Origin of the sequence: Erwinia sp. JUb26 (assembly GCF_003751505.1) — a bacterium.
Classification (GTDB): Bacteria; Pseudomonadota; Gammaproteobacteria; order Enterobacterales; family Enterobacteriaceae; genus Erwinia.
Genome location: NZ_RJVB01000001.1, coordinates 1,039,022 through 1,056,643 on the forward strand (window position 1 = coordinate 1,039,022; position 17,622 = coordinate 1,056,643).

Genomic DNA, 17,622 nt, shown 5'->3' on the forward strand with positions numbered 1-17,622 from the left:
ACGCTTAACCTTCCGTTAATCTTCGTCGAAGTTAATGTCGATGAGGTCTTTCACCTCGTTCTGCTGGTAGCGTTCGATGCTGTTGACGATCACCACGCCGTCGGCATCATCCAGGCTGCGCGCCTGAATCAGATCGCGCGGATCCGCCACCATCTGCGCCAGGTTGCTCTGGTTGGCACAGCCGAGGTAGCCCACTGCCTCATACGGCTTGACCATCAGCAGGTTGGGATCGTTGATCTGACAACGGGTATTGGTCACCGCCAGCGCCTGCGACTGAAGTTGCAGATCGCCACCGCGCCCGGCGGACGGCACGCGGCCCATCACCCGTACGTGACGCTTGTCGGCACCGGCGTTCTGTAAGGCGTTCGCCAGACGATTCGCCAGCTGTTCGCCGCGTGGGGTCCACGGGGTCAGCGTCAGGGTCTGTTTTTCCAGCCTGCCCTGCTGTTTCAGCAGCTGATTGACCGCCGCCAGCGATTCCGGGGTCAGCCCCTGGCCGTTGCGATCGACCTGAAGATTGACCGCCAGCGAGGACGGCTTCACCTTCACCGCCGCCAGATCCGGCTGATTGAAACGCGCCATGCGTTCGGCGCTGATGTTGCGGTCGCTACACGCGACCAGCGTGGTCATCAGCAGCGCCATGCCGCTCAGGCGCAGGGTAAATAAAGAAGAGGTTTTCATGTTGTTCGCCTGTCAGTAGAGGTAGCCAGCGGCACCGAATTCAGGAGTTACGGCATCGATCATCTTCACGCCGCTGCCCGGAGTTTGCAGCTGACCGGCACTGACCGGCGCAACCACGTAGGCGGTGGCGATGATCACCAGTTCGGTTTCTTCGCTGCTGGTGGACTCTTTCTCAAACATGCGGCCCACCACCGGAATCGATGACAGGCCCGGCACGCCGTCGACCGTCTGGCTGTTGCTGCTGCGCAGCATCCCGGCGAGTGCGAAGCTCTGGCCGCTGGCCAGCTCGACGGTGGTGTCGGCGCGGCGCACGGTCAGGGCAGGAATGGTGGAGCCGCCTTCCAGCTGGACCGATCCGACCGAGGTCAGCTCGCTGACTTCCGGCGCAATGTGCAGGCTGATGCGGTTACCCGACAGCAGAGTTGGCGTCATGCGCAGGATCACGCCGTAAGATTTGTAGTCGATGCTGATGCTGTTGCCGGTGACCAGCACAATCGGCACCTCGCCACCGGCGGCAAACGCCGCGGTTTCGCCGGACATCGCCGTCAGGTTCGGCTCGGCGAGCACCGAGGCCAGGCCCTGCGAGTTCATCGCCGACAGCAGCGTGCTCAGCGAGCCGTCGCTGCCGGTGCTGCTGTAACCCAGGATGCCGCTGCCGCCTTCACGAGTGAAGGTGTTGCTGGTGGCGCTGAAGAAGTCGGTCAGCGCACCGCTGCCGAAGCCGAAGCTGTTGCCGCCGCGATTCAGCGAGGCATCCCAGTTAAAGCCCAGCTCGTGGGTCAGCTTGCGGGAGACTTCCACCACGCGAACGCGAATGTTGATCTGCGAAGGCGTACGCACCTTCAGCTGGTTGACCACGTTAGGTGACGTGGTGCTGGAGCCCGGCTGTGCGTTGCCTGAACCACCACCGCCGCCGCCAGCACCGCCGCCCTGCCCGCCTTGTCCACCGCCACCCGCGCCGCCGGAAGACCCGATCCACGCCTGCACGCTGTCGATCACTTTTTTGGCATCCTGCGGAGTTTCCACGCTGCCGCGCACGATCACGCCGCTCGGCACCGAGGCTTCCAGCTGGATCTGCGCATCCGGGAACTCACGGCGCAGACGCTCTTTCAGCGCCGCCAGGTCATGCTCGGCCACCAGGCGGATCGCGCTGATCACCTGGCCGTCGGCGTCCATCGCATACAGCGTGGTGGTGCCGACGGTTTTGGCATAGACAAACACATTGCCCGGTGACGGCAGCTCAAAGCTGGCGATTTCCGGGTCGGCAACCAGCACGCTGTCCGGGACTTCATCCAGCTGCAGCATGCGGCCCTGGTGCACGTTCAGGTGGATCTCGCTGGTGGCGTCAATCTGGGTGACCGCAGCCGCCGGCAGCGCCAGGGTGGCTAACAGCCAGCTGAGGGCCGTCAGCAATCGTTTGCCAGCCGGGCGGCGGCAAAAGTCGGTAGGTTTCATCTTCATTTAGGAATATCCGTGACTGGGATTATCTCATCCGTGCTGCCGCAGCGTGCGGCAGCACGCTGTCATCTTGCCTGGAACTGCTGTACGTTCTGCTTATCGGCCCGGAACGTTTTCACCTTCACATTCGAATCGAAGATCGCGGTGCTGTCCGCCAGTCGGGTGACCGCTGACGGGCCCGCATCGGCATCATCATCCGACTCTAAAGGGCTGCGCAGCGCCAGCTGGAGCAGGCCAACCTCTTTCGCAACGGCAAGCACCTCCGCCTGCTGCGGCGTGGCTTCAACGGTGACGGTTTGATAGACCGGATTGCGCGGGCGCGCCGGGGCGTTCTTACCCGTCGCATCACCGTCAACGTCCTGACGCGGACGCACATCGGTGTCGGTCTGGCTGTTCATCGCCAGCACCCGCAGGTTGCGGGCCACGGTCTGGGCGGCCAGCATCGGGGCGGCTGCCGACGGGGCCTGCTGCGTTTGTTCGTCACGTCGCAGGCTGAGGATCACATCCACACGGTCACCGGCGGAAACCAGACCGGAGCTGCTGGCGACGGCGCTGGTGGGAATGGAGATGGCACGCATGCCCGGGTGCAGCACGGCGGCAACGAATCCAGGCTCGTTGGGACGCACCAGCATATTGCTGCTCAGGCGCGTGCCTGCCGGAATACGTTCGCGCAGCGTGGCGCCGAACAGTTTATTTTCTGAATCTTTACCGCTGACGAAATAAAACGAGCGGGAAACGGACTCCGACGTTTCTTCCCAGCGTAGGGCAGAGGGATCGATAAAATCACCCGGTGAGAGATCGCGCGCGGCGACTAATACCGCCGTTTTTTCCACTGGCGCCTTTGTCGCCTGTTTAACCACCGGTGCAGAGAGCTGGCTGCGAACCACCAGCGCGACCACACCGGCAGCAATCAGCGCCCCGGCTAATAGTACCGTTGAATTTATTTTCATTTTTTTATATTTACCGGTTCAGATTCTTTTATTCAGAACTGAGGCCAAATAAGGATATAAGCCGCACCAAAGGCAATGGCAATTCCGTAAGGAATACCCCGCGATAATTCATCGGGTAATACCGGCGGCGGTGTAATATTTATCCGCAGATTGCTGTTCAATCGTTCAATAAACAACGCTATGCCGGTGGTTAAGGTATTCAGCAGCGGCAGCGCCAGCGCCAGTACCCCACCCGCTATCGCGGTGATCATCACAAATCGCGTCTGGTGCCCGTAACCCACCCAGAGGCAGAGCACGCTCATCAGCTTCACATCTCCGGCTCCCAGACGGCCGGTGAGAAACATGGCGAAACCCACGACAAACACCAGCGCGGCACCGGGTAATGCCTGCAGTAGCGAACCTGAAATACGCGGTAGCGGCCCGGCGATTCCTTCAGCCGCCAGCGCGCAAAGCGCCAGAAAACCGAGTAACAGCAGCAGCACGGCGCGATTAGGAATACGCCGCGACAGCAGATCGCTAATCACGCACCACAGCAAACCGACAACCAGCAGGACATACCAGGCAAGCTGTACGCCTGACTGCATCACCATTATTTCGTGGTGGTGCCTGAGCCGGTGATCTGATCGGCAATCTGCGTGAACTTATCGTTCAGCGCCTTAACAAAGATACCGTCATCGCCGAAGATCGCCGCAATCGCTGCCGCCATCGCCGCCGCCAGAATGCCGTATTCAATGGCCGTTACGCCGCTTTCGTCTTGGAAAAAGGCACGCAGCTTTGCACTTAACTGTTTCATTATTCCGCTACTCTCTTTCAGGTTATTGCGTTGCCTTCCGCGCACGGCAGAAGCACAACCAGAGGCGTCAATAATGAGACTTATTCTCACGAACAACAAGATGCCGAAGATTAAGATACGTTAATTTTCGCTATTTTCTTGCCGGAATAACCGTAATTTACGCGATGAAAAACGTTGCGTGGAAAAATATAACCGGACTTCACGAAGGGATTATAATTTGCAGGGGATTCGCGCAGGGAATAATTCCCTGCGCGCAGAGGGAGAATTAATAATTCTTAATGGTGAATAATATTACACAGAGAACAAACGGCATAAATATAGCCAGATTGATGCTAAGACTTTCCTGGAGATATCCTTCACTAGCTGCGATTAAGACACAAATAGACCACCAGCCCGGGATCGGCAGATCCAAAATAGAGTTTACCATGATGTAATTCGGCAATCGCTTTTACCAGCGAAAGTCCGAGCCCAAAACCACTGTGCGTACCGTCCTGCCCCAGTCGTTCAAAGCGCTCCGTCGCCCGCGGATACAGGTCCGGTGCAATACCCGGGCCCAAATCCGCCACTACCAGCGCCAGCCAGCCGCGATGCAGCTGTACGCTGAGAGTGATCCGTCCACGTTCGGCGGCGTACTTCAGCGAATTCTCAATCAGATTCGCCATCGCCTGGAACACCAGCGCCCGATCGCCAAACAGCGGCATCGAGGCGTTCAGTTCAACCGCCAGCAGGCACTGCTTCTCTTCCGCCAGCGGCTGATAGTATTCGGCTAAATCATTCAGCAAGTCCTGCGCGCTGAAGGGTTCAAACTGGTGCACGCAGCGGCCGCTTTCAATTTCACCAATGCGCATCACGTTGCGGAACAGCGCCAGAACGTCCTGTACTTCGCTGGTCGCCGCGTCGATCTCCCGCCGCACGCTGCCGCTGAGATCGTCGCGCTCACCGAGGCTGAACAGCCGGTTCTGCAAATGCGTCAGCGGCGTCCGCAGCTCATGCGCCACGTGCCCGGCGGTACTGCGCACCTGATTCATCAGGCGATCGATACGCTCCAGATTCTGGTTAATATCGGTGCACAGTCCGTCGAAATCGTTGCCCCACGGTGAAACCGGCATCCTCACGTGCTGCTCGCCGGTGCTGTAGCGCCGCAGCGCCTCGCGTATTTGCCGCACGCTGTTGAGGTTACGCTGGCTGAAGCGGCTGCTGACCAGCAGGCAGCACATCAGCAGAATAAACACCCCGGCCCCCGCCACCAGCGGGATGGTCCTCAGACGCTCCATCATCGGCACGATGTTATACGCGCGGAAGAAGGTGGCACCGTCGTCCAGCCGTACCGCCAGCGCGATCACCTGGTTGCTGCCCGCCACGCCCAGCAGCCCTTTCAGACATTCAATATCCATGCCACAGTGACCGCGCGCGGGCATCATCGGCGCGTTGTGGTAAATCAGCGCGCCGTCGGCGGCCAGCACCATCACCATCGGCAGTTCGCCGCTCTGCTCGTCCCGCTCCTGGCGCAGAAATTCCACCAGGCTCTCGCTGGTTTTCAGGCGCGATTGGGCTGAATAGCTGTAGATATCGTTGGTGATAATATCATGCACGTGGGTGCGTAACAGTGATTCACTTAGCACACTCACACCAACGATGCAGCCGAGCATCATCATCATAAACAGATAGGCGATGGTGATGGCCTGGCGAAAGTTGGAGGTCGACAGAAATGCCGGATCGTAGTTGGCAAGAATAGCCTGCCACTGATGCAGCTTCATCAGCGTTCGCCGCCGGAACAGCCGCAGGCGCAGGCCGTGCTCGCGCAGATTGTTAACGGACGACACCCTTACCTCTTCTCCACTTCACCAAGGCAGTACCCCACCGAACGCAGGGTGCGGATCAGCGGCAGCGAGAAGCCCTTATCGATCTTGGCGCGCAGCTTGGACAGGTGTACGTCGATCAGGTTGGTCTGCGGGTCGAACTGATAGCCCCAGACCCGCTCCAGCAGCAGCGTGCGACTGAGCACTTTGCCGGGATGCTCCATCAGCAGCATCAGCAGCTTGATCTCTTTATCGGTCAGTTCGATGCGCTTGCCGCCGCGCCAGGCGGATCGCTGCAGGCAGTCGACCTTCAGATCGGCAAAGGTCAGCACCTGGCTGTGCTCGCTGCGGCGCTTGTCGCGGCCGACGATAATATCCAGCCGCAGGCGCAGCTCGTTCATATTGAACGGCTTGCCCATATAATCCTCGGCCCCCAGTTCCAGGCCCATCACCCGATCGATATCGCGATCGAGCGCCGACAGCAGCATAACCGGCGGGTGCTGGCGGCCCTGAAGCGCGCGCAGGACGCTGAAGCCGTCCATTCCTGGCAGCATTCGGTCAAGCAGAACCACGTCATAGACCTCCTGTTCGATGGCTTCCAGCGCCAGCGCGCCGTCGTGAACCAGACGACAGGAGTGTCCGTGGGCGTGTAATTTCTCACTCAGCCACTGGCAAAGCGTGGAATCATCATCAACCACTAAAACGCGCATAAAATTCCCCTGAACTGCACTTTCTTTCAGCCCGCCCGCTGAATGCAGGTACTTGTTATTAATATGAATCAGTTATTACTTTACTACTCGGGAAGGGAGGCGGCCGGTAACAACCGACTAAATACTCTAACAGATAATAACAATCATTATCATTTGATTACAAGATATTTGCAATGATTGTGTAAGCGTTTGCACACAGGCGGATTCAGGGTGTAAGCCCCGGCGGGCAAGGGATGGCGGCGAACGGCGTTCGGGCGAGCGCCGTAACCTTAACGAAATTTAATGCTGGCGCGATATGATCTCGCCCTGCCCCTCAGCAGTCGCTGTGCCGAGGAGGAAAGCGCGGTTGCGGCAACACCGCCTCAGCCGAGCGCCAGCGCTGAAGGTTGCGGGTGATTTTCCACGCAGGCGTCCGCTGCCCCGCTTCTCCGGGGGCCAGCGTCCCGGTACATTTTCACCACCTCTCCGACGATTAACAGTGCAGGCGTTTTCACCTTTTCGCGGGCGACAATCTGCGCCAGCGAATCCAGCGTGGCGGTCAGCACCCGCTGCTCCGGCTGGGTGCCGCGTTCGATCACCGCCACCGGCGTGGCGGCTGGCAGGCCGTGCGCCACCAGCCGCTGGCTGATATGGCCGCTGTGGGTAATGCCCATGTAAAACACCAGCGTCTGCCGCGCCGAGGCCAGCGCCGACCAGTCGACGTCCGGTTCACCCTGCGCGCCGTGGCCGGTGACAAAGCGCACCGACTGCGCCAGGTCACGATGGGTCAGCGGGATACCGCTGGCGGCCGCGCAGCCCATCGCTGCGGTAATCCCAGGCACGATATGGCACGGCACGCCGTACCGCTGGCAGTGCGCCATTTCCTCGCCGCCGCGACCAAACACAAACGGATCGCCCCCTTTCAGCCGCACCACGCGGTGACCGCTGTGCGCCAGGTCGACCAGCAGCTGGTTAATCTCACCCTGCCCGAGGGTGTGATTGCGCATCGATTTACCGACGTCAATGCGCAGCGCTTCATCGGGGATCAGCGCCATGACCGGCGGAGACACCAGCCGGTCAAACACCACCACGTCCGCCTGCTGGATCGCCCGCAGCGCCTTCAGGGTAAGCAGCTCAACGTCGCCCGGCCCCGCGCCGACCAGCCAGACTTCACCGCCGCGTACCGGCTGCTGCCGATCGCCCGCAGTCAGGATGTTTGCTATCTGCTGTAACTTCAGAGCGTATTCAAGCGTATTCATTCGGCCTCTCCCGCCGTCAGCGTGCTGAGCTGAACGGCAATGATTTTTTTGAGTTCGGGGATGCAGGATCCACAGTTGGTGCCGCATTTAAGTGTGTCGCCCAGCTGCTGCACGCTGCGGCAGCCCTGGCGTACGGCATCCGCAATCGGGATTTCGCCGATGGAAAAGCAGCTACAGATGATGGCACCGGTTGGTGCTTTATCGCCCCCGGCGCGCCCGGCCAGCAGCGCCAGACGCTGCGCGGCGGTTTGCGGCGGCACGCTGAAGGCCGCCACTACCGCCTGGCGATCTACGGACGGTGCGCTGCGGCGGGCATAAAACGCCAGCTGTAATTCACCATCGGCCCAGGCCAGCAGGCTGTAGCCGTCGTCGCCCAGATCGGCGATCTGGCAGAGACAGCCGTCGGTGGCGTTCTGCTCGCTCAGCCACGCCGGCCAGTCAGCGGGCCGTGACGAATCCGCGAGTGTGAAATGGCTAACGCCCGGCTGGGTAATCCGGCTCCAGTACTGCGCAAGCGGCGGCGCAATCCCTTCGCCGCGCACAAACAGTTCCGCCTGCCACGCGGCGCGCCAGCGGCGCAGGCTGACCGGCATATGTTTGCTTTCCGGCTGCCCGGACAGCGGATCGACGTGGGCCTCAATCAGCGCATCGACCCGCGCCTGCTGGCTGAACTGGCTGTTCCAGTGCATCGGCACAAACACGCTGCCGCGCGGCTGCAAAGGGTCCGGCTGCGCACGCAGCAGCAGCCAGCCGTGCGAGGAGGAGACGCGCAGCAGATCGCCGGCGCGGATCTGCGGGGCATCGTCGGGATGGAACTGGCAAAATGGCTCGCTGATATGCTGCATCAGCCGCGCCGATTTGCCGGTGCGGGTCATGGTGTGCCACTGGTCGCGCACCCGGCCGGTGTTCATCACCAGCGGGTACACGTCGTCCGGTCTGTTCAGCGGCAGGCGCGGCGTCACGGGGATCAGCCGGGCCCTGCCGTCGGGATGATAAAAGCGCTTATCGCTGAACAGCCGTGCCGTGCCCTGCGGGTGAAGCGCGTTAACCGGCCACTGCACCGGCTGCAGGCTGTCCCACTCCGCGTTGGTCAGCTGCGCCAGGCCGCTGATATCAAACGCCCGAGAACCGTGGTTTTCAAAGCCCGAGAGCGCCGCGTGCTCGCGGAAGATCTCCGCCGGATGCCGATACGCAAAGGCGTCAGTAAACCCCAGCCGCTGCGCCACCTGGCTGAGGATCCACCAGTCAGGTTTCGCCTCGCCCGGCGCGGGTAAGAATCCACGCTGGCGCGAAATGCACCGCTCGGAGTTGGTCACCGTGCCGTTCTTCTCGCCCCAGCCCAGCGCGGGCAGGCAGATATGCGCCACGCGGGTGGTATCGGTGTCGCGCATAATATCGGAGACAATCACCAACGGGCAGCGCATCAGCCCGGCCCGCACCCGGTCGGCATCCGGCAGCGACACCAGCGGGTTGGTGCCCATAATCCACACCGCCTTGATCTGCCCCGCTTCCACCGCCCGGAACAGGTCCACCGCGTTCAGCCCGGCCGAATGCGTGACATTGTCACTCTTCCAGAAGCGCCCTACCCGGCTGATATCCTCCGGGGTAAAGCCCATATGGCACGCCAGCTGATTCGCCAGCCCGCCCACTTCCCGCCCGCCCATGGCGTTCGGCTGACCGGTTATCGAAAACGGCCCGCAGCCCTCGCGCCCGATCTGCCCCATAGCCAGATGCAGATTGATGATGGCGTTGCATTTATCCACCCCGGAGCTGGACTGGTTGATGCCCATCGAATAGAGCGTCACCATCCTTTCGCTGTCGCCGATCAGCTGGTAAAAGTCCCGCAGCTGCGCCTCCGCCAGGCCGCAGAATTCGGCGGTGCGCGCCAGCGTCCACTCCTGCACCGCGCGCAGCGTGTCTTCTGCACCCTGCGTATGCTGCTGGAGAAAGTTGCCATCCAGCCTGCCACGCTCCGCCATCGCCTGCAGCGCACCGCAGAACAGCGCGGCGTCGCTGCCCGGCCGCAGCGCCAGATGCATATCGGCGATGTCGCAGGTGGCGGTCTGGCGCGGATCGATCACGATAATCCGCATTCCCGGCCGCTCTTTCTTCGCCTGCGCCAGCCGCTGGTAGACCACCGGATGCGCCCACGCGGTATTTGAACCGGTTAACACCACGCAGTCCGCTCGTTCCAGATCCTCATAGCGGCACGGCACCGCGTCGGCGCCGAACGCCCGCTTGTAGCCCACCACGGCGGAGGCCATACACAGCCGCGAATTGGTATCCATATTTCCCGCGCCGATAAAGCCCTTCATCAGCTTGTTGGCAATGTAGTAATCCTCGGTCAGCAGCTGGCCGGAACCGTAAAATGCCACCGCCTGCGAGCCATGTTCGGCAATAATCGCCCGCAGGCGCTCCGCTACCGCATCCAGCGCCTGCGCCCAGCTGACCGGCCGGCGGTCGATCTCCGGCTGCAGCAGCCGCCCCTGCAGATCCAGCGTTTCCCCCAGCGCGCTGCCCTTCACGCACAGCCGCCCCAGATTAGCGGGATGGTTTGTGATACCGCTGGCGCTGAAGCCGTCGCCCTGCGGCTGCATGCTGACGCCGCACCCGACGCCGCAGTAGGCGCAGGTGGTCTGCGTCGGTGCTGCTGGCGTCGCTTTCATACGCTGACCGTCGCGATGATCTCCGCGGTTTTCACCGCCGACGCGACCGGCTGTTCCTGCACCCACACGCGGCCGTTTTCCACCTTCACCGGCCAGACGCTGAGCGCCGACGGGCCGCCGTCTACGCTGTGACCGTCGTGCAGGCGGAAGCGCTGTTTGTACAGCGGGGAGATCACTACCGGCTCGCCCCTCACGTCGCCCACCAGCCCACGGGCCAGCACGTTGGCGTCGCTGTCCGGCTCGTGGTTACTCAGGGCAAATACCTGCTGCGGATGCGTCGGCAGGTGGAACAGCGCAATCTGTCGGTTCGCCAGCCGCGCCGCCATACCGGCATTGGCCGGGATCGCCTGCAGGTCGCACAGCTCCACCCAGCCCTGCACCGCACTCACCGGCTGACCGCTCGCGCCGGTGGAGAGTTCGCCGCGCTCCTGCGACGTTGCCGGGCGGATCTGCTGGCGCTCGGTGACCATCACCACCGCCTCATCCGGTTCCGTACTGTTGACGAACGGACGGAACAGCGCCAGCCGGTCCGGTTCCGCCAGCGTGGTCTGCCATTCGCACTGGTAGGTGCCGACCACCGCGTCCATCTCGCTTTCCAGCTCCGCGCCGATGTGCAGGCTGTCTTCCAGCACCACCTGGCGCAGATAGTCCAGGCCGCCCTCCAGGTTATCCATCCAGGTGCTGGTGCGCTGCAGGCGGTCGGCGGTACGCACGTAGAACATCAGGAAGCGATCCACGGTGCGGATAAGATCCTCGGTGCTCATATCCTGCGCCAGCAGGTCGGCGTGGCGCGGCTTCATGCCGCCGTTGCCGCAGACGTAGAGGTTCCAGCCCTTGTCGGTAGCGATCACCCCCACGTCCTTACTCTGCGCTTCGGCACACTCGCGGGTGCAGCCCGAAACGGCCATTTTGATTTTATGCGGTGAACGTAGCCCCTTGTAGCGGTTCTCCAGCCGCAGAGCCAGACCGGTAGAGTCCTGGACGCCGTAGCGGCACCAGTTGGATCCCACGCAGGACTTCACCGTGCGCAGCGATTTGCCGTAGGCGTGGCCGGTTTCAAACCCGGCATCCACCAGTTGCTGCCAGATTTCCGGCAGCTGTTCCAGCCGTGCGCCGAACAGATCCACCCGCTGCCCGCCGGTGATTTTGGTGTACAGGTTATAGCGCTTGGCGACCTGACCAATGGCAATCAGCCCGTCGGGGGTGATTTCACCGGCGGGAATGCGCGGCACCACCGAATAGGTTCCATCTTTCTGAATATTGGCAAAATAGCGGTCGTTGGTGTCCTGCAATGGCAGGTGCTGCGGCTTCAGCAGGTAGTCGTTCCAGCAGGAGGCGAGGATCGATCCGGCCAGCGGCTTGCAGATTTCACAGCCGCTGCCCTGGCCGTGCTTGTGGATCAGTTCATCAAAGCTGCGGATGTTACCCGCGCGCACCAGGTGATAGATCTCCTGGCGGGAGAAGGCAAAGTGCTCACAGATGTCTTTTTTCACCTCCACGCCCATTTCGGTCAGCGCGAACTCCATCACCTGTTTGGTCAGCGCCGCGCAGCCGCCGCAGCCGGTTGCCGCTTTGGTGCAGGCTTTAACCGCCGCCATATCGCCGCAGCCGCTCTTTACCGCGTCACAGATATCCGACTTGCTGACGTTGTGGCAGGAACAAATTTGCGCACCGTCCGGCAGCGCCGCCACGCCCAGCGTCTGCGGGGCCGCGCCGGAACCGGCGGGGAGGATCAGGGCTTCGGGGCTGGCGGGCAGCGGCATATCATTGAGCATCATCTGCAGCAGCGTGCTGTATTCGCTGCTGTCGCCGACCAGCACCGCGCCGAGCAGACGCTTTTTGTCCTCCGACACCACGATTTTTTTGTACACTTCCGCCGGGCCGTCCACCCAGCTATAGCTCTGGCTGCCTGGGGTACGGCCATGGGCATCGCCCACCGACGCCACCTCCACGCCCAGCAGCTTCAGTTTGGTGCTCATATCCGCGCCTTTAAAGGCCACTTCACTGCCCAACAGCGTGTCGGCCAGGGTGCGCGCCATCTGATAACCCGGCGCGACCAGGCCAAAAATCTGCCCGTTCCACAGCGCGCACTCGCCGATGGCAAAAATCGCCGGATCGGAGGTTTGGCAGCGATCGTTAATCACAATCCCGCCGCGCGGCCCGACCTCCAGCCCGCACTCTTTCGCCAGCTGATCCCGTGGGCGGATACCGGCGGAGAACAGCACCAGATCGGTATCCAGATGGCCGCCGTCGGCGAACTCCATGCGGTAGCCTCCGGCTTCCCCGGCAACGATCGCGCGGGTTTCCTTCCCGGTGTGCACCTGTACGTCCAGCGCTTCGATTTTGCGCCGCAGCATCGCCGAACCGCCTTCATCCAGCTGCACGCCCATCAGACGTGGGGCGAACTCCACTACGTGGGTTTGCAGGCCGAGGTGCTTCAGCGCATTGGCCGCTTCCAGACCCAGCAGGCCGCCGCCGACCACCACGCCGACTTTCCCCTTCGCAGCACAGGCCTGGATCGCCGCCAGATCGTCCAGCGTGCGGTATACCAGGCAGCCCGGGGCATCGTTGCCCGGGATCGGCGGCACAAACGGATAGGATCCGGTGGCCAGCACCAGCACATCGTAGGCGGTCTGTCTGCCCTGCTGGTCGACGACATAGCGGTGTCGGGTGTCGACATGGCCGATGCAGTGGCCCAGCCTCAGCTCAATGCCGCTCGACTCAAAGAAGCCGTCTTCCACCATCGACAACGATTCCGCGCTGCGCCCGGAGAAATACTCGGAAAGGTGCACCCGGTCATAGGCCGGTGCTTTCTCTTCCGCAAACACCACAATCTGATACTGCAGATGCAGCTCGCGCTCCACCAGCTGCTGCAGGAAATGGTGTCCGACCATGCCGTGTCCGGCCATCACTAATACGGGTTTCGACATTGCTTTGCTCCTCGTTACCTCAGCGGGCAACTGTTCTGATTTAACGGGCGACGGGCCCTGCTCGGCCAGTTCATCGCCGGGACTGAAGACGCTCGGTGGCGTCTGCGGAAAAGCGGTGTGGTTGATACGGGCCAGATAGTCCGGGCCGTCGCTGATATCGCCCCACAGCACCACGCCGGACAGCCGGTTATCGCGCAGCAGCAGGCGGCGGTAATGGCCGTCGAACGGATCGGATGCGCTGTGGATCTGCGCGCCCTCGCCGCCGTGCAGCTCGCCGGCGCAGAACAGGTCGATGCCGGTGACCTTCAGGCGCAGCGCCAGCGCCTGGCTGACGGCGACGGTGGCCGCGATCGGCTCCCCCGCCAGGCGGGCGGCCAGCGCGTCGGCCTGCTGCCAGCACGGGGCGACCAGCCCAACGGTGAGCTGCCCCTGCTGGCAGCATTCACCGATGGCGGAAATATCGGGGTCGGAGGTGTACAGCCGATCGTTGACCAGAATGCCGCGATCGCAGGCCAGCCCGGCCGCCTGCGCCAGGGCGATCTCGGGCCGCACTCCGGCGGCGACCACCACGCGCTGCGCCGGAATGTCGCGACCGTCACGCAGTGCCACCGCCCGCACGTGGCCGGAAAAATCGGCGAGATAAGCGGCGGTCTGCGCCTGCAACACCGAGGTGATGCCGCGCTGCGCAAGGTCGGTGCGCAGCAGTTCGGCGGTGTGCGCATCCAGCTGGGCGTCCATCAGATGCGGACCACGGTGCAGCAGGCTGACCCGCATCCCGCGCAGCGCCAGCGCCGCTGCGGCTTCCACGCCCAGCACGCCGCCGCCAATCACCACCGCAGGCTGCCCGGAAACCTCACCGCTGAGGATATTTTCCACATCCCGCATATCGCGAAAGCCGTGGATGCCGGGCAGATCGTCCCCCGGCAGCGGCGGCATAAACGCCCGCGAGCCGGTAGCCAGCACCAGATGGTCATAGGCCAGCGTCCGATCGCCGATGCTGACCTGCCGCGCATCGCGGTCGATTGCCGTGACCGGCGCACCGGCAATAAGCGTCACGCCGTGCGCCGCATACCACTGCGCGTCGTGGGTGATGATGTCTTCAAAACGTTTCTCACCGGACAGCACCGGCGTCAGCTGGATACGGTTATAGGCGGGCTGCCGCTCCTCGCCAACGATCAGGATGCGGAAGCGCCCCGGCGCACGTTCGCACAGCCGCTCCACCAGCCGCGCGCCCGCCATACCATTACCAACGACGATCAGGGTGAGTTTCTCCATTGCGCGTATCCCGCCTGATAAATCAGGCCACCGCCCGGTGTTTTTCATACAGGAACTGCAGCACCTGCTGACGGTACTGATGGAACAGCGGATCGTTCGCCAGCGCCAGCCGCGAGCGTGGCCGCGCCAGCTCAACCTGCAGCACTTCGCCGACTTTCGCCGCCGGTCCGTTGGTCATCATCATCACCCGATCGGAGAGCAGCACCGCTTCATCAACGTCGTGGGTGATCAGCACGATGGTGGTGTTCAGCCGCGCCTGGATCTCCATCACCGCGTCCTGCAGGTGGGCGCGGGTTAAGGCGTCGAGCGCGCCGAAGGGTTCATCCATCAGCAGCACCTTCGGCTTCATCGCCAGCGCGCGGGCGATGCCCACCCGCTGCTTCATACCGCCGGAGATCTCGCCCGGGCGTTTGTCGGCGGCGTGCGCCATATGCACCAGCTCGAGGTTGTGGTTAATCCAGTCGTGCATTTCGCTTTTGCTCATCGTGCCGCTGAACACCTGGTTGACCGCCAGCGCCACGTTGTCAAAGCTGGTCAGCCACGGCAGCAGAGAATGGTTCTGAAACACCACCCCGCGTTCCGGTCCGGGGCCCGTAATTTCCTGGTTGTCGCACAGCAGCACCCCTTCCGTCGGGCGGCTCAGCCCGGCGATCAGATTCAGCAGCGTGGATTTACCGCAGCCGGAGTGGCCGATCAGGCTGACCGTTTCGCCCTGCGCGATATCGAAGCTGACGTTATCCAGCGCCAGGAACGGACCTTTGGCCGTTGGGAAACTCTGGCTGACGTTCTGCACGCGGATAATGGCTTTGTTATTCATCTCAGGCTCCTAACGGTTGTCGTAGCTGAAGCGGCGAGCAATGGCCATCAGCCCCTGCTCCAGCACCATGCCCACCGCCCCAATCAGCAGGATGGCGATGATGATGTTTTCCACGTTGAGGTTGTTCCACTCGTTCCAGATCCAGAAGCCGATGCCGACGCCGCCGGTGAGCATTTCGGCGGCGACGATCACCAGCCAGGCGATGCCAATCGACAGGCGCACGCCGGTGAGGATGTAGGGCAGCACGGCGGGGAACAGAATTTTGCGCATCACGGTGAATTCGCTGAGCTTGAGCACCCGCGCCACGTTGAGGTAGTCCTGCGGAATACGCGTCACGCCTTCGGCGGTGTTGAGGATCATCGGCCAGATCGAGCAGATAAAAATGGTCCACGCCGAGGCCGGTTCGGCGCGCTGGAACAGCAGCAGGCCAATCGGTAGCCACGCCAGCGGGCTGACCGGGCGCAGCAGGGAAATAATCGGATTGAGCATGCTGGCGATAAAGCTGAAGCGCCCGATAAGGAAGCCAGCGGGAATGCCGACCAGCGCGGCCAGCCCGAAGCCGATCGCCACGCGCTTCAGCGAGGCCAGCACGTTCCAGCCGATACCCATGTCGTTAGGTCCGGCGACGTAAAACGGATCGGCGAATATCACCTTCGCCGCTTCCCAGGTTTTCAACGGCGTCGGGAACCCTTTACTTCCGATCGCGGCAATCTGCCAGAGAGCAATCAGTACAATGGCCCCCAGCAGCGCCGGAATGGCTTTTTGCAACGCGCCGCGCATCATCGCGCGCAGCGAGACACCAGGCCGCGTTTTCACCGCCGCCGGTGGCGCCGCATTCAGCGCAGCCGGGGCAATCGACACAATTTCTGCGCTCGTCGGTTCAATCGGTACAACGGTATGAGCTTTTACATTGACGGACATCGGCGACCTCTCTTAGCGTTTCATGGCAAAACTGTTGGCGTAGTCGGCAGGATTGCTGCCGTCCCAGACCTTCCCGTCAATCAGCGTGCTGCTGCGCATCTCCCCGGACGGCAGGTTGATGCCGCCAACCGCGCTGGCCGCCTGTTTGTAGACGTCGGTGCGGTTGATTTTTTTCGCCACCGCCAGATAGTCCGGGTCATGGTCCAGCAGCCCCCAGCGTTTGTGCTGCGTGAGGAACCACATGCCGTCAGAGAGGTACGGATAGTTGACCGCGCCGTCGTTGAAGAAGCGCATGGCGTGGGCGTCCTGCCACTTTTTGCCCAGCCCGTTCTCATAGTTGCCGAGCATCCGCCCCTGAATGGTTTCCACCGGGGTGTTGATGTACGCGCGGGCCGCCACCGTCTGGGCGGTTTCAATGCGGTTTGCGTCCGAAGTGTCAATCCAGCGCGAGGCGTCCAGCACGGCGGCGGTCAGCGCGCGTGCGGCGTTCGGATTGGCATCGACCCAGGAGGCGGTGGTGCCGAGAATTTTTTCCGGATGATCCGGCCAGATCTCCTGCGTGGTGACGGCGGTGAAGCCGATATCGTCCTGAATGGCACGCTGGTTCCACGGTTCGCCCACGCAAAATCCGCTCATGTTGCCGATTTTCATGTTCACCACCATCTGCGGCGGCGGCACCACCACGTTACGCACGTCGTTAAACGGGTGGATACCGGCATTGGCCAGCCAGTAGTAGAGCCACATGGCGTGGGTGCCGGTCGGGAAGGTTTGCGCAAAGGTGTAGGTGCCTTTCGCGCTGGCATCGACCACCTTCTTCAGCGAGGCGGCATCGGTGACGCCCGCCTGCTTCAGCTGATTCGACAGGGTGATCGCCTGGCCGTTATTGTTCAGCGTCATCAGCATCGCCATATCGTGCTGCGGGCCGGAAACACCCAGCTGCAGGCCGTACACCAGCCCGTACAGCACGTGCGCGGCATCCAGCTCGCCGGACACCAGCTTGTCGCGCACCGACGCCCAGCTCGACTCCTTGCTGGGGATGATTTTGATGCCGTACTTCTCATCAAACTTTTTCACCGCCGCCATCACCACCGAGGCGCAGTCGGTCAGCGGAATAAAGCCGACGCGGATCTCTTTCTTTTCGGGGGCATCGGAACCGGCCGCCCAGACGCTGTTCATCAGGCCCGGCACCAGCAGGCTGCCGCCCAGCGCCGCACTGCCGGCGATAAAGCGGCGGCGGGTAAACTGCGCGGGCATTTTCTTATCTTGCGTCATTGCGGCTTCCTGTAATGTTGAAAAATGAGCAAAAAAAAAGCGTCCTGTCAGCGCTCAGTTTCCTGAACGCTGACGGACGCCTTTATCCGTAACTCTGACTAAACCGCCGTTG

Annotated in this window: 13 protein-coding genes; all 13 read right to left on the reverse strand. The window is 62.2% G+C overall.

Annotated features, from left to right (window positions below; all coding sequences use genetic code 11):
- Positions 1-15: 15 nt before the first annotated feature.
- Positions 16-681, reverse strand: a complete 666-nt coding sequence (locus EC836_RS04925; RefSeq protein ID WP_123330630.1) for a CpaD family pilus assembly lipoprotein — start codon at positions 679-681, stop codon at positions 16-18.
- 12 nt (positions 682-693) lie between these two features.
- A complete protein-coding gene (locus tag EC836_RS04930; RefSeq protein ID WP_123330632.1) occupies positions 694-2,142 on the reverse strand; it encodes a type II and III secretion system protein family protein in 1,449 nt (482 codons plus the stop codon).
- A gap of 62 nt (positions 2,143-2,204) precedes the next feature.
- Positions 2,205-3,089 (reverse strand): Flp pilus assembly protein CpaB, encoded by an 885-nt coding sequence (gene cpaB / locus EC836_RS04935; protein WP_123330634.1) that lies wholly within the window; start codon positions 3,087-3,089, stop codon positions 2,205-2,207.
- A gap of 32 nt (positions 3,090-3,121) precedes the next feature.
- Positions 3,122-3,673: a prepilin peptidase gene (locus EC836_RS04940; protein ID WP_233599104.1), complete on the reverse strand. Its 552-nt coding sequence runs from the start codon at positions 3,671-3,673 to the stop codon at positions 3,122-3,124.
- A 5-nt stretch (positions 3,674-3,678) separates the two neighbouring features.
- Complete coding sequence (locus EC836_RS04945) at positions 3,679-3,882, reverse strand: Flp family type IVb pilin (RefSeq protein WP_123330638.1); 204 nt, start codon at positions 3,880-3,882, stop codon at positions 3,679-3,681.
- Positions 3,883-4,241: 359 nt separating this feature from the next.
- Entirely contained in the window at positions 4,242-5,705 is a 1,464-nt protein-coding gene (locus EC836_RS04950) for an ATP-binding protein (protein WP_370346674.1), read from the reverse strand.
- A 2-nt stretch (positions 5,706-5,707) separates the two neighbouring features.
- Entirely contained in the window at positions 5,708-6,391 is a 684-nt protein-coding gene (locus EC836_RS04955; RefSeq protein WP_105594307.1) for a response regulator transcription factor, read from the reverse strand.
- Between the two features lie 362 nt (positions 6,392-6,753).
- Positions 6,754-7,629, reverse strand: coding sequence for a uroporphyrinogen-III C-methyltransferase (gene cobA / locus EC836_RS04960; protein ID WP_123330640.1), 876 nt, complete (start codon positions 7,627-7,629; stop codon positions 6,754-6,756).
- Entirely contained in the window at positions 7,626-10,295 is a 2,670-nt protein-coding gene (locus tag EC836_RS04965) for a nitrate reductase (RefSeq protein WP_123330800.1), read from the reverse strand. The genes cobA and EC836_RS04965 overlap by 4 nt, the downstream gene beginning before the upstream one ends.
- Positions 10,292-14,500: a nitrite reductase large subunit NirB gene (gene nirB / locus EC836_RS04970; protein ID WP_123330642.1), complete on the reverse strand. Its 4,209-nt coding sequence runs from the start codon at positions 14,498-14,500 to the stop codon at positions 10,292-10,294. Before nirB ends, EC836_RS04965 begins: the two co-directional genes overlap by 4 nt.
- 22 nt (positions 14,501-14,522) lie before the next feature.
- Positions 14,523-15,317 (reverse strand): ABC transporter ATP-binding protein, encoded by a 795-nt coding sequence (locus EC836_RS04975; protein WP_123330644.1) that lies wholly within the window; start codon positions 15,315-15,317, stop codon positions 14,523-14,525.
- A 9-nt stretch (positions 15,318-15,326) separates the two neighbouring features.
- Positions 15,327-16,238: a nitrate ABC transporter permease gene (gene ntrB / locus EC836_RS04980; protein ID WP_123330646.1), complete on the reverse strand. Its 912-nt coding sequence runs from the start codon at positions 16,236-16,238 to the stop codon at positions 15,327-15,329.
- Positions 16,239-16,250: 12 nt separating this feature from the next.
- Complete coding sequence (locus EC836_RS04985; protein ID WP_123330648.1) at positions 16,251-17,510, reverse strand: CmpA/NrtA family ABC transporter substrate-binding protein; 1,260 nt, start codon at positions 17,508-17,510, stop codon at positions 16,251-16,253.
- Positions 17,511-17,622: the final 112 nt, after the last annotated feature.

Coding starts and splice junctions, on each gene's coding strand:
- EC836_RS04965 (WP_123330800.1), bottom strand. CDS start 10,295: ATGAAAGCGACGCCAGCAGCACCGACGCAGACCACCTGCGCCTACTGC.
- EC836_RS04940 (WP_233599104.1), bottom strand. CDS start 3,673: ATGCAGTCAGGCGTACAGCTTGCCTGGTATGTCCTGCTGGTTGTCGGT.
- cpaB (WP_123330634.1), bottom strand. CDS start 3,089: ATGAAAATAAATTCAACGGTACTATTAGCCGGGGCGCTGATTGCTGCC.
- EC836_RS04975 (WP_123330644.1), bottom strand. CDS start 15,317: ATGAATAACAAAGCCATTATCCGCGTGCAGAACGTCAGCCAGAGTTTC.
- EC836_RS04925 (WP_123330630.1), bottom strand. CDS start 681: ATGAAAACCTCTTCTTTATTTACCCTGCGCCTGAGCGGCATGGCGCTG.
- EC836_RS04955 (WP_105594307.1), bottom strand. CDS start 6,391: ATGCGCGTTTTAGTGGTTGATGATGATTCCACGCTTTGCCAGTGGCTG.
- nirB (WP_123330642.1), bottom strand. CDS start 14,500: ATGGAGAAACTCACCCTGATCGTCGTTGGTAATGGTATGGCGGGCGCG.
- EC836_RS04985 (WP_123330648.1), bottom strand. CDS start 17,510: ATGACGCAAGATAAGAAAATGCCCGCGCAGTTTACCCGCCGCCGCTTT.
- ntrB (WP_123330646.1), bottom strand. CDS start 16,238: ATGTCCGTCAATGTAAAAGCTCATACCGTTGTACCGATTGAACCGACG.
- EC836_RS04930 (WP_123330632.1), bottom strand. CDS start 2,142: ATGAAGATGAAACCTACCGACTTTTGCCGCCGCCCGGCTGGCAAACGA.
- EC836_RS04945 (WP_123330638.1), bottom strand. CDS start 3,882: ATGAAACAGTTAAGTGCAAAGCTGCGTGCCTTTTTCCAAGACGAAAGC.
- cobA (WP_123330640.1), bottom strand. CDS start 7,629: ATGAATACGCTTGAATACGCTCTGAAGTTACAGCAGATAGCAAACATC.